The sequence below is a fragment of the Paenibacillus mucilaginosus 3016 genome (genome assembly GCF_000250655.1).
Lineage (GTDB): Bacteria > Bacillota > Bacilli > Paenibacillales > NBRC-103111 > Paenibacillus_G > Paenibacillus_G mucilaginosus.
In genome coordinates, this window is sequence record NC_016935.1 from 349,936 (window position 1) to 364,035 (window position 14,100).

The window sequence follows — 14,100 nt, forward strand, 5'->3', positions numbered from 1 at the left end:
ATCTCCCAGGGGATAAATCATGTATGCTGATCTTTCGCTGATTCCGTTCTTCTGCGCTGCAGGATTCGGCTGCACCGCCTGCAGCGGACGATACATATCGTATCCGATCCGGCAGTCATATGACTACTGACTCCTGTCACAGGTTCGGTCATGGAAGTATTTAGGAGGGGCCTGGACAGAAAAAAGACGCCTCTCCTCAGAGAGGAGAAGCGTCCGGGGAAGGGGGCCATACCGCCGCGGGGAGAGAGGATCCGGTGCCTTCGCATGCATAGGGCAAAGACACGGGCTCACCTTCCCGGAGTCCGGAACAGGAAGGGCTTGGCCTGCCGCAAGAGTGCGGGCCGGCCGGCAGAGTTAGGCTCCTGGTCCCCGCCACAGGCGGGTAACGGCGTACAGGCACGGACCTGCGGCATCCTCCATGAACTCCGCTTTATAAATATCCGGCATGGACGTGCTCTGCCAGAAGCGGAAGCCGTAAGCGGGGTCCCAGGCTCCGAGCATCAAGGTCATGATGTCGCCGTGCGTACCGAGGGCAAGCCTGCTGCCCCGGTGACGGAGCAGCAGACCGCGGAGGACGGCTGTCCCCCGCTGCCGGGCTTCTTCGCTTGACTCGCCGCCGGGGTACCGGAGCTGCGGGTCCGCGAAGAGGGAGCGCTTCGCTTCGAAGAAGGCTTCCCGCGATGGGAACAGAGGCTCCGCGGACAGCTTGCGCTCCCGGAGATCCTCCTCCTCCGCGACGGGCAGTCCGAGACGGTCGGCCAGCGGCTGGAGCGTCAGGACAGCCCGCCGATAGGGGCTCGAGACGAGGAAGCCGATCCCTTCGTCTTCAAGAAGCAGGGCGGCTCTCCGGGCGGCCTCTTCTCCGGCCGCAGACAATCCGCGCTCGCGCTCCCGCTCGGCGGAGTAGGGGGAATCGGCATGACGTACGAAATAAACGGTGGTGATGACCCCGGTCATGATTGCCTCCTTCCTAAGGGTAAGGAATCCGTGAATATCCTCCGCAGCGGTTACTTGATCCGGCCGAACATGGTGACCGCGGAGGCTACCACGAGCGAAGGGTTCTGCGTGTGCAGGTAATGGCCGCTGTTCCCGTCCGTCACATGTACCGAATCATTCGAGAGGGCGGCCAGGCTGCGCTGCAGCTGTGCCCAGCGGGCTTCGCCGTCGATGAACGTGTCGGGATAACCGTGATTTCCGCCCGAGAGCACCGTGATGGGCACACTGCGCAGGAAGTCGGTCTGGCGGCCCTGGTCGATCTGGCGGTATGTGTTGTCGACATCGGGGTAATAATGGCCTTCTCTGCCGCCGGAGGTAACGAGGTCATCTTCGACGATGCTTCGGCGCGTTTCTACGGGGTATTCGGGGAACAGGACATCTTCCATGTGCTCGTGGGAGGCGTCCACGAAGATCAGACCTTTGACGGATGTCGGGTACAGGTACGCATATTCGCGGATATACAGTCCGCCCATGGAATGGCCGATGAGGACGAGAGGTCCGTTCACTCCCGTTTTCTTCAAGAGCAGGTTCAGCCGGTTGGCGGCGTCGAGTGCGGAGTAGGAGGCGGAAGAGGGGGCATCGCTCAGGCCGATGTTGGCCCGGTCATAGGAGACGACCTGGGTCACCTTGGCCAGCTCTGGCGCGGCGGCGTCCCAGATTCCGGAGGAATCGCCGTAGCCGTTCTCAAAGACCACGGTAGGCAGGCCTTCGCGGCGCTCCCCCCGGATCGTGACATACAGCCCGTAGCCGCCGATGTCGACTTTCCCCTGGAATACAATGCCGGATTGGCTTACGGGGCGTTCCGTTGTAGAGTCGGCTGCCGCCGTGGGAGCCGGGGCGGACAGGTCTTCGCCTGCCCCCTGTGCGTAGGGAACCGGCAGGGAGACGGTAAGAAGGAAGGATAAGACCGCTGCCATGCTTCTGCGTTTCATGAACAAATGTACCTCGCTTTACTGGATATTTTTGTAAACCGTCGTATGGGTTTGACGGCTGAATTGTACCCTATTACGGTAGTGAAGTAAAGAATTGGGAACAAAGCAGGGTGGGCTGCACGAATACTTTGGCAGAAGATAAAAAGAGGAATTGGGGGCGCCATGCAGAAGTCAGAAGCCCACTGGATTGGGTATAGATAGGGAATGGGCAGGCGGCGACCTGAAGATAAAAATAGGGGGGGAAGCGGCACTGTGTTTCCTGAGGCTTCCGGAAGGCAAGGATAGATGAAAGGAGCCCCGGGTAGATGGGGCAGCCGATAAGAGGAAGGAGGGGACACGAATGAAAAAAGCAGCGAGATGGCTGTGCCTGCTGCTGGGTCTGGCGGCCGCTGCAGGGATAGAGGGGTGCGGTTCCCAATCACCGGTGCCTCCGGCCGGGCAGCAGCCCCCCCAGTCCCTGCAGCCGGAGCGGTCCGGTAATGAGGCTGCACAGGAGCCCGTTGAACCGGCGATGAAGCCGCGTGATGACATCCGGGACCGGGTGGAGGCCATGTCCCTGGATGAGAAAGTAGGCCAGCTGCTGCTGGTCGGGTTGGAAGGCACCGAAGTGGACGGGCGTGCGCGGGAGTGGATACATACGTATCATGCAGGAGGCTTCATCCTGTTCCGGGATAACATTCAGAATACGGCCCAGCTGGCGAAGCTGGTCGGAGATCTGAAGGAAGCGAACCGCAGCTCCGGGGGCGTGCCGCTGTGGCTGAGCCTGGATGAGGAGGGCGGCCGGGTCAGCCGGATGCCGGCGGAGCTCACCAAGCCGCCTTCCGCCGCGGCGGTCGGCCGGGCGGACAAGCCTGCCGCCTCGCTGGCGGTCGGCCGCGCCGTCGGCCGGGAGCTTGCCGCCTTCGGGATGAACATGAATTTTGCCCCGGTGCTGGATGTGTTCAGCAATCCGGCCAATACGGTGATCGGGGACCGGGCCTACGGCCGCGACCCGGCACAGGTCAGCCGCATAGGCATCCAGACGATGAAGGGGCTGCAGTCCCAGCAGGTGGCGGCGGTGGTGAAGCACTTCCCGGGCCATGGAGATACGGTGGAGGATTCGCACTACGGGCTGCCCGTGGTCGCGCATGATCTGGAGCGGCTGCGGAAGCTGGAGCTGAAGCCGTTCGCCGAAGCGATAACAAGCGGGGCCGATGCCGTCATGGTCGCTCATATTCTCCTGCCGAAGCTGGATGCGGAAGCGCCGGCCTCGCTCTCCCGCCGGATCGTGACGGGCCTTCTCAGGGAGGAGATGGGCTTCGGCGGCGTCGTGGTAACCGACGACCTCGTGATGGGCGCCATTACCAAGCGCTACGATCTCGGGCAGGCGGGTGTGCAGGCGGTGGCGGCAGGTGTAGATGTGCTGCTCGTCGGGCATGGACACGAGGCCGGCACGGCCGTGTTCTCCGCCGTGAAGCGCGCCGTGCAGGAGGGGGTCATTACGGAAGCAAGGCTGAAGGAGAGCGTCACCCGGATCCTGCGGCTGAAGGCGAAGTACCGGCTCACCGACGAACGTCCGGGGGCTGTGGACACCGCCGCCCTGAACGCCGGGCTGAAGAACGCGATGAAAGAGCTGGAAGTAACGGCCCCGGCCGGAGGGAAGTAGCTCCGTTTGTCGGCCTATAGCTCTTTTGCCGGGGGAATTACTCCCTTTGTGAATGTGACCTTTGTGCAGGGCACAAGGGAATGCAATGTTCTTATTACCGAGGAGTTACGTCCTTTGTGAATGTGACCTTTGTGCGAGGCACGAGGGAACGCAATGCTCTAATTACCGAGGAGTTACATCCTTTTTGAATGTGACCCCTTGTACAGGGCACAAGGGAATGCAATGCTCTTATTACTGAGGAGTTACATCCTTTTTGAATGTGACCTTTGTGCAAGGCAAGGGAACGCAATGCTCTAATTACCGAGGAGTTACATCCTTTTTGAATGTGACCTTTGTGCAAGGCACAACGGAACGAAAAAAGTGATGTAACGACGCTTACACATGCCGCACTTGGACCCGGCGAAGCAGAGTCCGCAGCTCTGCGGTACCGGGCGGCCTTGCCGCTACATACGCCATGCCGGCGTGGGCATACCGCTCCTGCCCGCCTCTCCCTCCGCCGGGCGCCAGGCCGATCACCAGCGGCCGGCGTTCCGGGGGAAGCAGGGACCGGATGCGGGAAGCGGCGGTCACCCCGTCCATGACCGGCAGCACCGTACTCATGAGAAGCAGGTCATAGGGCTGCCGCTGAACGGCCTTGACCGCGGCAAGCCCGTTCGGCACCGTATGCACTGTGTGCCCGAGGCGGCTCAGAATCCGCTGCAGATGCATCCGCGCGGCCTGGGTTTCTTCCGCCACCAGAATGCGCAGCGGCTTCCCGGGCCCGTCTTCTCCGGGCTCCCCGCCTGCAGCCTGCTCCTGCCGGCGGCCCTCTTCCGGTGCGGAGTGTGCCGGCAGGCCCACCGCCATCGGAGCCTCCGACCCCTCCTCGGGAAAGAGGAGGGTGAAGGTGAATGAGGACCCGGCGCCTTCCGTGCTTTCCACAGCGATGGTGCCGCCCATGAGCTCGACGAGCTTTTTGCAGATCGCAAGCCCCAGGCCCGTGCCCCCGTACTTGCGGTTCATGGCCGGATGCACCTGGGAGAACGACTGGAAGAGGTGGTGCAGCTTCCCTGCCGGAATGCCGATCCCTGTATCCTCGACGGTGAAGTCGAGCATCCGGGATCCCGCCGGGGCGGGGCGGCTGCGGACCGTCAAGGTGACGCTGCCTCTCTCGGTGAACTTCAGCGCGTTGCCGACGAGATTGATCAGAATCTGCTTCACCCGGGTGGAGTCGCCGAGCAGCGGCGGCACGCCCGTCTCCAGGTCCGCCTGCAGCCGAAGGCCTTTCTCCTGAGCTTTCGGAGTGAAGAGATCGAGCACCTCGCGTACCGTGTCCTCGACTTGGAAACGGTGATGCTCGAGCGCCATTTTGCCCGCTTCGATCCGGCTGAAGTCCAGGATGTCCCCCAGAATGCGCAGCAGGGAGGCGCCGCTCTGGCGGATGATCTCCGTGTATTCCCGCTGCTCCCCCGTCAGATCCGTATCGAGCAGGATGTCGGTCATTCCAATGATGCCGTTCATAGGCGTGCGGATCTCATGGCTCATCACGGCCAGAAACTCGGACTTGGCCTCGGCTGCGCGCTCGGCTGATTCCTTCGCCTGGATGATCTCCCGCTCGCTGGTCGTGTCGGTGAAGACTACCACGGCCCCCACCAGCTTCCCCTGGTCATAGATGGGGTGCGTGCGGTATTCCACAAGGAAGGAGGTGCCGTCCTTGCGCCAGAAGACCTCGTCGGTCACATACCGGGAGAGCCCGTCACGTGCCGTCAGGTAGATGGGGCATTCACGGCGGGGATAGGGGCTGCCGTCGGGCTTCGAATGATGGACGGAGGTATGGACCGGCCTTCCTTCGAATTCCTCCGGCGTATACCCGAGCATATCGGATGCGGCGGGGTTGAGGAAGACGCCGCGCCCCGACAGATCCACCCCGTAGATCCCCTCCGCCACCGAGTTCAGAATCAGGGTATACTGGCTGCTCAGCTTCTGGATTTCCACCACATGCCTTTTGCGCTCGGTAATATCGCTGGCCATGCCGTAGACGCCCACCACACGGCCTTCCACCACGATCGGCACATACTGCATCTGCACGTCGATGTCCCTGCCCTCCCTGCTGCGGAGGACCATCTCCCCGTTCTGCGGCACTCCTTGGCAGGCCAAGGTGAAGTAGCCGGAGGCCTTCGCCAGATCACCGGGGGCAGCGAGCCGCTCATGAGGGCTTCCAAGCAGTTCCCCGCGGCTGCAGCCGACCAGCTTTTCGAGCGAGGCGTTGACGCTCGTAAGCCTTCCTTCGAGATCCATCGAATAGATGGCCGACGGATGGTAATCGAAGAGCGATTTGAACCGCTGCTCGCTCTCCCGCAGGCGGTTTTCCATGTGTTTGCGCTCCGTGATGTCCTGTGTCGTTCCGATCATGGAGCAGACCCGGCCGTCCGGGCCCCGGCAGATGTCCGCCTGGGCATGAATATGGCGGAGTTCGCCGTCCGGCAGCACAATCCGGTAGTCATAGTTAAACGGGGCACCCTGCAGAGCAAGGCGTACGGCACGGTCGACTCCGTCACGGTCTTCGGGATGAATGCAGGAGAGGAACACACCATACGAACGCACCTCCCGGCCCAAAATCCGCTGAAACTCCGCCGAGCCCTCGATCGAGTCCGACAAGACATCCCAATGCCAGGAACCGCAGCGGGCGACCCGCTGTGCCGCGGCCAGGCTATTCTCGCTGTGCTTCAGGTGCTCTTCCATCCGCCGTCGGTGAGTGATGTCCCGCCCGATCCCGAGGTAATATTGGACGGCCCCGTCCGCGCCGCGGACCGTTTTGAAGGTCGTTTCGACCCAGATGTACTCCCCGGAGGCGCGGCGGAACCGGCAGGTGAAGACGTCCTCATCTTCGAAGGAACGCCCCCGGAGCGCTTCATAGTCTTCCGGATGGTACAGGGCGGACAGTCGGGTGCCCTCCAGCTCTTCCGGCGTATAGCCCAGCAGCTTGCTCACGGAGGGGGAGATGAACCGGCAGATCCCGTCGGGCGTCGAATACGAAATGATATCCTGCGCATGGGTGGAGATCAGCTCGTACCGATCTTCGCACTCCCTGCGTTTGCGTTCATTCTCCAGCTTCTCCGTTACGTCTTTGCCAATGCCGTAGGCTCCGATAATGCGCCCGTCCGAGACGATCGGAATGTAGGTCACTTCGAGATCGACCGTCCTCCCGTCCCTGCAGGTCAGCCGCATCACATAAGGGGAGGTGGCCTCCCCGCGCAGCGCTTTGGAGAACTCTCTCTCCCGCTGCCCGAGCAGCCGCCGGTCCCTGGACAGCTGTTCGGTTACCGCCTTGGCGGCTTCCTGCACGCTGTATCCGGTAAGCCGCATGGCGGCCGGGTTCGCATGAAGATGACGCCCCTGCCGGTCAAGGATATAGACGGCGTCGGGGTGATGCTCGAAGAGGGACGGGTAGAGGCCGCTTTGGGCCAGCAGGGCCGGTGTCGCCGGGTTGAGGTCATGAGGCAAGGCCGATCAAATCCTTTCCTATCCGTTCATGTTTCTTTGGGACTGTTACTTATGTTTAAAGAATTAACGGCGGCGTTGAAACAAGGGAGGAAGATCCAACTTTATTAAATTTTAGGAAAAAGGTTCCGATCCCATGCAACCCGGGGCGCTTTGTGGTACGATGAGGGAAACGGCAGGGGGGACGATTGATGAGCATACGTGCCTATAACCCGTATGAGGATCCGGCGCTGCATGCCACCCAGACGCATCGAAGCCGAGGATGGGATGCGGAAGAACGAGTGCCTTTCAATGATGCGATCTCTCACTTCGATACCGTCAATGGCTTTCGGATGCCGAAGCGGATAGGGGAACTGCCTGCGAGGGTACGGACCGCTTTCCGGATCTATGCCTCGGTGTCGGCGGTCACACTCGCTGCTGCGCTGGCCGACTCGCTGATCTCCTCCATCGGCGGGCTTCTCCCTTAAGAAAAAAATAAGATTTATGCAGGGGCATTTTATAGCAGATGCGTTTAATATAATAGATACAGAATCGTCCTGAACAAGAGAAAAAAGGGCGGTACCTGAAATTATGCAGGGGGTACGGTCATGAAATGGAGTAAGGGGACGGCGGAACGGGTCCGGGTGCTGGTGCTCTCCGGCAATCTGGGCGACGGGCACCGGCAGGCGGCCAAGGCCCTGGCGGAAGCCTCCCGGCTCGGAACCCGTGAAGCGGTGGATACGGAAGTCGTCGACTTCATGCAGCGCGTCTATCCCCAACTGCAGCACGTCGTCAAGTACGGATTTTTGAAGATGGTGGAAAAAACACCGTCAATCTACGGATATCTCTATCATAGAACGAAATATGACGAGGGGCTGTCGCCCTTGTTTTCGCTGTTCCTGCGGCTGGGACGGCGTGCTCTTATGCGTCTTGCGGCCGAATACCGGCCTGACGCCATTATCTGCACGTTCCCGCTTGCCGCGGCGGCCGTGTCGCTCCTCAAGGAAGAGGGCCGGCTGCACGTTCCGCTGATCACGGTGATTACGGATCATACGGATCACGCCCTGTGGCTCAATCCGGCAACGGACCTCTATCTCGTCGGATCGGAGCAGGTGGCTTCGGCGCTGCGGGCCCGCGGGATCGCTTCTTCCCGGGTTGCGGTAAGCGGGATCCCGGTGGCCCCGCGCTTCCACGCGGAAGAAGACCGCACGGTGGTGCGGCAGCAGCTAGGTCTGCAGCCGGACATGCCTGTCGTGCTTGTCATGGGCGGGGGCGGCGGGCTGCTCAGCGAGGGCATCCGGTCCCTGCTCCGTTCGGAGGCGGTCTGCGCCGGCATGCAGCTCGTCATTGTCTGCGGCAGCAACCGGGCCGTGATGCGCGAGCTCGAAGAGGAGCTGGCGCACCGTCCTTCCGGCCGGGTCCGTCTGCTGGGCTTCGCGGAAGATATCCACCGCTGGATGTCGGCGGCGGATCTGCTGCTGACGAAGCCCGGCGGCCTGACGACCTCCGAGGCCGTGGCCAAAGCGCTGCCGATGCTCCTCTATAAGCCGATCCCCGGCCAAGAGGAGGATAACGCGGCGGTGCTTATGCGCGCGGGCGTGGCTGTGCAGGCCGAGGGCGGCCGTGCCCTGACGGACCAGCTGCTTGAGCTGGTCCATGACCCGGCTCGCCTGGCGCATATGCGCGGGCGGGCGGAGGCGTTCCGCATCGCGAGGCCGGCGGAGCGTGCGTGGGAGGCGCTGCAGCCTCGGCCGCAGCCCGAGCTCAGCATGAGCAAGGCCCGGTAGGCACGCGGCGGCTGGTGCGGGCTGAGCAAGCCAGGGGCGTGCACTGCGGCGGAGCGTGCGTTGGTAGGCGTTACTGGGACTGCAGCCTCGGCCGCAGTCCGAGGTGGCGCCGTGGAAGCCGCGATGGGTAGACCGAACTGGGGATGCAAGGCACAGCACACCTAGGCCGACTGGGAATAGCGCGTCATCCCCAGCAATTTTGGAAATAGAGGAACTGAGATGTCTTATTCGGCTATTTCCCATTATTTCCCGAGCAATAGCGGAACTCAGGTGTCTTATGGGGGCTGAGTCGGCCCCCAATCCCTCTGATTCGCAAGAATAGCGAATTTCAGTTCCGCTATTTGGGGAATAGGGACTGCGAAGACCAGAATAAAGCACCTGAGTTCCGCTATTATTTGCCCGTCTGCTGCACCTTCTTCGATGAGCAGAGAAGGCCGGGCATAGGAAAACGCCCCTTGCGTTGCAGGGGCGTTTTTGGGCTGTCGTGATATGAAATCGCATTCATTCGCTGCTATAAGTCGGGTCGGCCAAGGAACGGGTAAGGGGACTGAGCGGATAGAAGGTAAGACCCCGGCAGGACGTACAGGTGCTGCTGTAGCAGTCCGCCATCTCTTCTATCGCACTGCCGCAGGTGTCGCAGCATTTGAGAGGCAGGTTCTCGTAGAACTCGCTTGATCGCATGTGCATGATACCATCACTCCCTTTTCTCCAGGATACTCTTACTATACTCGGTTCCTCATGGGAATGTAAGCGATTTCTTGTCGATTGGCCAAGTATTTTTCTAGATGAGGGGATTGACGAGGTTTTAACGGTCGAGTTCAAGATGGATAGATGGCCTGCTGTGAGGCAAATGTACCGGATGTGGGATACGATAGCTCTCGACCGCTGGCTTTATTGTGTAGGAGGATTTGGGATTGGCCTAGTAGGTGAGAGGGTACCGCCGGCGGGTCCTAATGTAGTCGGGCGGTTGAACGCTCGAAGTGGGGTTCGGAGAGGACGTCCAATCTAGGTTACAGAAGGCAGCGGGGCATCTATGTGTAAACGGGTGCGGAGGTTGTAGAGTTTGCACACGCCGGTATGGCCTGCTGTGCGGCTGAAGTGCTAGACGTGGAAAACGATAACTCTGGGAATGGGTTTTTTGCCTGTAGATGATAGGGGTACCGTGGCTAAGGCCATACGACGGTTGAGTGCTGAAGAGGGGGCGGGGGGACGGCCAATCATGGTTACAGAGGCACCGGAGCAGTCGAAGGTGAAGGGTACGGAGGTTGTAGAGTTTACTTACGCCGGGTATGTCCTGCTGTTAGGATTATGTACCGGACGAGGGATACGATAGTTCTCGACCGCTGGCTTTATTGTGTAGGAGGAGTTGGGATTGGCCTAGTAGGTGAGAGGGTACCGCCGGCGGATCCTAAGGTAGTAGGATGGTTGGATGCTCGAAGTGGGGTTCGGAGAGGACGTCTAATCACGGTTGCAGAGAGCAGCGGGCAGTCTATGTGTATACGGGTGCGGAGGTTGGAGGGTTTGCTCATACCGATATGGCCTGCTGTGCGGCTTAGGTACCGGAGGTGAGACGCGATAACTCTCGACCGCAGGCTTTGTTCTGTAGGAGGGGTGTGGGTTGCCTAATAGATGAGAGGGTACCCGGGGCCCGGGGGCGTAAGGCTGTCGGGCGGTTGAGCGCTTGGGGCCAGAGAGCTGTGCCGGGACACAGCCGGCGATTGCCGCAGGCGGGGATGCTATCTGGGTCCAGGGGCCAGCTGCCGCCTCCCGTTGTCCTGCTGCGCATGCAGAGGCCCGACACTGCAAACCGCAGGGCCCGGGCGAAGCCTTGGCGGCAAGCCTGCACCCGAGCTCATCGTCATACCGCCGGGCTAGTCGACCGGCAGCACGATGTCCAGGCGGCAGCCGTCCAGGTCGCCGGCGGAGAGATTCATCGATCCGCCGAGCTGCTGGACGCGCTCCTTCATGGCCGTAAGGCCGTAGCCCATGGGGGCTCCGGTATAAGGCCTGCCGTCGTTGGTCAGCAGGAAATGCAGCTCCCGCTCTTCCTGGGTGAGACGGAAACGGAAGCGCCGGCTGTCCCCATGCCGCATGCCGTTCGCCAGCCCCTCCTGCAGGGCATGGTAGATGACCTTCTTCTGCAGGGCGCTCAGCGGCGGCATCGGGGAGATGCGGTGCTCGACTTCAATGCCCGACGTATCCTGAGTGTCGTGAAGCAGCTGGCGAAGCGCGGCGGCCAGGTCATAGTCGGCCGTGCTGGCCGAGAGCATGTGCACGGAGTGGCGGATTTCGTTCAGGCTTTTGCGGACGAGCTCCTGGGAGACATCGAGCTTCTGGAAGCCCTTCTCGTCGTTCTTGGCGATCAGCCGCTTGGCGGCCTCGATCTGGACCACGGTCGTCGTCAGGGTATGCCCCACGATGTCGTGAATCTCGCGGGCCGCACGGCCCCGCTCCTCCGCCACGGAGAGCTCGGCGACCGCTTCGGCCGTCTCCCGCATCGACTCCTGCAGCCTGAGCTTCGTCTCTTCATGAGCGAGCGTCCGCTCTTCCATCTGCATCTCGAGCGAACGGTGCATGCGGTACAGCTGCAGCTGCTGTTCGATACGGGCGAGCAGTTCTTTTTTGACGACGGGCTTGGTCACACAATCGTTGGCTCCGGCTTCGAAGCCTTCGACGAGGCCGTCCACACGGTCTTTGTCCGTCACGAGCAGGATCGGCAGCTCGGTGGCTTTGTAGAGACGGCGAATGTGCCGGATGATGTCATAGCCGGTCATGCGGGGCATCATGAGGTCGATCAGAAGCAGATCCGGCTTCTCGGCCGTAATGGAGGCCAAGGCTTCAGGGCCGCTTGCCGCCTGAACGATCGTGTACGGCTGGAGGGCCAGGAGGTTGCCCAGCACCTGCAGGTTCACGGGATCTTCGTCCACGATAAGAATCCGTGCCGCCGGCCGGAAGGCGTGATGGCTGCGCGAATCCGCCGGCAGCCCGGGGGCTCCGGAGTGTCGGCCGGCCGACACTTCCTGGCGGCCTTGGGCCGCGGAGAAGACGGATGCTTCCAGCGAAGGATCAGCGTGAATCCCGGCGGTCCGGACCAGCCGTTCTCCGTCAATCGGAGAAGAAACCACCCCTGGAGTCCTCTCCCACATGGGGAGGGTGAAGCGGAAAAGGATACGGTCCAGCCCCTGTCGGTCCTCAAGTGTGCCCCCGTAGCCTTCCACGAGGGTTCGGGTCAGGGAAAGCGCAGGCTCTCCTTCGTGTGATGCCCGCTCTGCAGGCACCGTATCCGTTCCGAAGGCCAGCTGGATCCTCTCCCGTGCCTCCTTCTGCAGCCCCACCCCGGTGCCGAACACGGTCACCTCGATAAAGCCGTCCCGCGAACCGGCCTTCACGCCGATCTCGCCAGCGGAGGTGAAGGCAAGCGCCTGACCGAGCAGGGCGTAGAGAATCTGCTCCAGGCGGCTCTCCTCTGCAGACGCGGCAGGGAGGCCGGCAGGCAGGGAGGCGGTCAGGGCGACGCCCTTTTTGGCGGCCAGCGGAGTGAACACGTCGAGCGCGAGGCGGATGGAGCGGCCCACTTCGACCTCCGTGCGCCGCAGCGGCTGGGGATGCTTCGCCAGGGAGAAGTCGATCAGATCCCGCGTCAGGCAGGAGAGACGTTTGCCGCTGGAGACCGCAAGCTCCAGGGAGCTGCGGGCCGTCCGGTTCAGGGGTCCGGCAGCGCCGTCCAGCAGCGATTCCGCCAGGCCGATAATGCCGTTCAGCGGCGCCTGCAGCTCCCGCGAGGCTATCGCCAGACGTTCTTCGTTCAGCCGTCCGGCTGCAGCCAGCATGTGATTCTGGCGCTGGAATTCCTCCAGGAAGCGTTCAGCCCGGATGTAAGCCTCTGAAGAGCGCTGGAGGAGCATCATGCCCAGACAGACGAGGAAAAGCAGAACCGTCAGAAAAATTCCGTCGGCCGCATCTCCCAGCGATGGAACACCGGCATCACGCCAGGTGCCCGGAAGAAGGCGGGTCAGCACGGACAGTACGAGAGCGAGAGCGCCTACGCCATAACCGGCCAGCAGCCAGGCGTCCGACCTCTCCCTGGAGCTGCGGTAGGACTGCACTGTGAGCCAGGCCGACAGCAGGAGACAGACCAGGAACAGGAGCGGAAAGACCAGGGTGATGGTATCTTTATACAACACGCGGTCCCAAAGGGATGCCGCGAGGCTGATGGCAAGAAGGCCGAGCATGCTGCGGCTCATCCATCGGCGCAAACGCAGCGGACCGCTGCCGCAGAACGAATCGAGCAGGGCGAACAGCGCACAGCCGCCCGCGGGCAGGGCAAGGAGGGCGAGCTCCTGAAGCCGGTCAAGAAGGAACAGAGCGGCCATCTCCGTGGTGAGCAGCGTGCCGAAGGCGGCTGAGCCGGCGAGAAGGGCGAAGTACAAGTAAGCAGGCTTCGTGCGGCGGCGGAGATACAGAAGACAGCCTGTAACCGCAGCACCCAGGAACAGTGTGCCGGGTGCCAGGTGGTTCAGATCGCGGCGGAAGAGCCCGAGCCATACGTCCCGTTCACTGCCGATGGACAGATGGCCCAGCTGAATTCCCTTGGCGTCCTGATAGCTCCGGACGAGGAGCGTTCCGCTGCCGGGGCTGCCGGAGCCGGAAGAGGTCTGCCGCAGCGACGGCCCGGAGGCCTGGAGCTCCAGGAGAGAAAAGGAGCTGTCGAGCGGCTGCGCGCCCAGATAGACCTCATAAGCAGCCAGGTCCCGGACGTACAGCACGGGATGCTTCCAATCGCCGGCCGGAAGGGGGCGCTTCAGCCACAGGTACCCGGTATACCGCTTGCCCTCATACTGCGGGACTGCCTCGTTCCAGGGCTTCCAGTCCGCTGCGGATTCGTCGGGTGCCCGGCCCGCCTGCACCGGAAGATCCCCGATATGAACGGACCAGCCTCCGTCCCTCATGCCCAGGTCGTATCCGCCGGACGAAGCCGGCGGCACCGGAAGGAACCCGAGCAGGCCTGCGCCGGCGGCGGCCAGGACAAGGAGCAGCAGGGCGGTCAGGGCCAGCCGGGAAAAGGCGGTGATATGGAAGTACATTACGATAAGGCCCCCTTCGCACAGTAGAATGGCTATCCGGTCAATCCGAGGAGCCCGGGCAGCGCACGATTGCGGAATTGTGAAAAATCGCACAGTTTGAGATGTATCCTCTCTACTATGAAGCATGGGACAGTCACATGATAAGTGACGCCAGTCATAAGTTCGTGCACGAACTGCAGGACGAACCGCCCATTATG

At 62.0% G+C, this 14,100-nt stretch carries 8 protein-coding genes; 3 read left to right on the top strand and 5 right to left on the bottom strand.

Annotated elements, in window-relative coordinates:
* Positions 1-354 precede the first annotated feature (354 nt).
* Both PM3016_RS01655 and PM3016_RS01660 read right to left on the bottom strand, forming a co-directional pair.
* Positions 355-957 carry a histidine phosphatase family protein gene (locus PM3016_RS01655; RefSeq protein ID WP_013914144.1) on the bottom strand — a complete coding sequence of 201 codons (603 nt, stop codon included), beginning with the start codon at positions 955-957 and terminating at the stop codon, positions 355-357.
* A 50-nt stretch (positions 958-1,007) separates the two neighbouring features.
* Positions 1,008-1,928, bottom strand: coding sequence for an alpha/beta fold hydrolase (locus tag PM3016_RS01660; protein WP_014368219.1), 921 nt, complete (start codon positions 1,926-1,928; stop codon positions 1,008-1,010).
* A 340-nt stretch (positions 1,929-2,268) separates the two neighbouring features.
* On the opposite strand from PM3016_RS01660, the gene nagZ reads away from it, so the two are divergent.
* Positions 2,269-3,573 (top strand): beta-N-acetylhexosaminidase, encoded by a 1,305-nt coding sequence (gene nagZ, locus PM3016_RS01665; RefSeq protein WP_014368220.1) that lies wholly within the window; start codon positions 2,269-2,271, stop codon positions 3,571-3,573.
* A gap of 375 nt (positions 3,574-3,948) precedes the next feature.
* Here nagZ and PM3016_RS01670 read toward each other — a convergent pair whose 3' ends face one another.
* Positions 3,949-7,056 carry a PAS domain S-box protein gene (locus PM3016_RS01670; protein WP_014368221.1) on the bottom strand — a complete coding sequence of 1,036 codons (3,108 nt, stop codon included), beginning with the start codon at positions 7,054-7,056 and terminating at the stop codon, positions 3,949-3,951.
* Positions 7,057-7,244: 188 nt separating this feature from the next.
* Between PM3016_RS01670 and PM3016_RS01675 the strand changes: the two genes are divergently transcribed.
* Together PM3016_RS01675 and PM3016_RS01680 are read left to right on the top strand one after the other, a co-directional pair.
* Entirely contained in the window at positions 7,245-7,520 is a 276-nt protein-coding gene (locus PM3016_RS01675; protein WP_014368222.1) for a hypothetical protein, read from the top strand.
* Between the two features lie 120 nt (positions 7,521-7,640).
* Entirely contained in the window at positions 7,641-8,819 is a 1,179-nt protein-coding gene (locus tag PM3016_RS01680) for an MGDG synthase family glycosyltransferase (RefSeq protein ID WP_014368223.1), read from the top strand.
* A gap of 501 nt (positions 8,820-9,320) precedes the next feature.
* Here PM3016_RS01680 and yhfH read toward each other — a convergent pair.
* Positions 9,321-9,506 carry a protein YhfH gene (gene yhfH / locus PM3016_RS36965; protein WP_013914151.1) on the bottom strand — a complete coding sequence of 62 codons (186 nt, stop codon included), beginning with the start codon at positions 9,504-9,506 and terminating at the stop codon, positions 9,321-9,323.
* A gap of 1,184 nt (positions 9,507-10,690) precedes the next feature.
* The gene (locus tag PM3016_RS01685; protein WP_014368224.1) at positions 10,691-13,903 is read right to left on the bottom strand and encodes a response regulator; all 3,213 of its coding nucleotides are present in this window, start codon (positions 13,901-13,903) and stop codon (positions 10,691-10,693) included.
* Between the last annotated feature and the right edge of the window lie 197 nt (positions 13,904-14,100).

Bases quoted from the DNA above. Each gene is read 5' to 3' on its own strand.
- PM3016_RS01660 (WP_014368219.1), bottom strand. From the start codon at position 1,928: ATGAAACGCAGAAGCATGGCAGCGGTCTTATCCTTCCTTCTTACCGTC.
- PM3016_RS01680 (WP_014368223.1), top strand. From the start codon at position 7,641: ATGAAATGGAGTAAGGGGACGGCGGAACGGGTCCGGGTGCTGGTGCTC.
- PM3016_RS01675 (WP_014368222.1), top strand. From the start codon at position 7,245: ATGAGCATACGTGCCTATAACCCGTATGAGGATCCGGCGCTGCATGCC.
- PM3016_RS01685 (WP_014368224.1), bottom strand. From the start codon at position 13,903: ATGTACTTCCATATCACCGCCTTTTCCCGGCTGGCCCTGACCGCCCTG.
- nagZ (WP_014368220.1), top strand. From the start codon at position 2,269: ATGAAAAAAGCAGCGAGATGGCTGTGCCTGCTGCTGGGTCTGGCGGCC.
- yhfH (WP_013914151.1), bottom strand. From the start codon at position 9,506: ATGCACATGCGATCAAGCGAGTTCTACGAGAACCTGCCTCTCAAATGC.
- PM3016_RS01655 (WP_013914144.1), bottom strand. From the start codon at position 957: ATGACCGGGGTCATCACCACCGTTTATTTCGTACGTCATGCCGATTCC.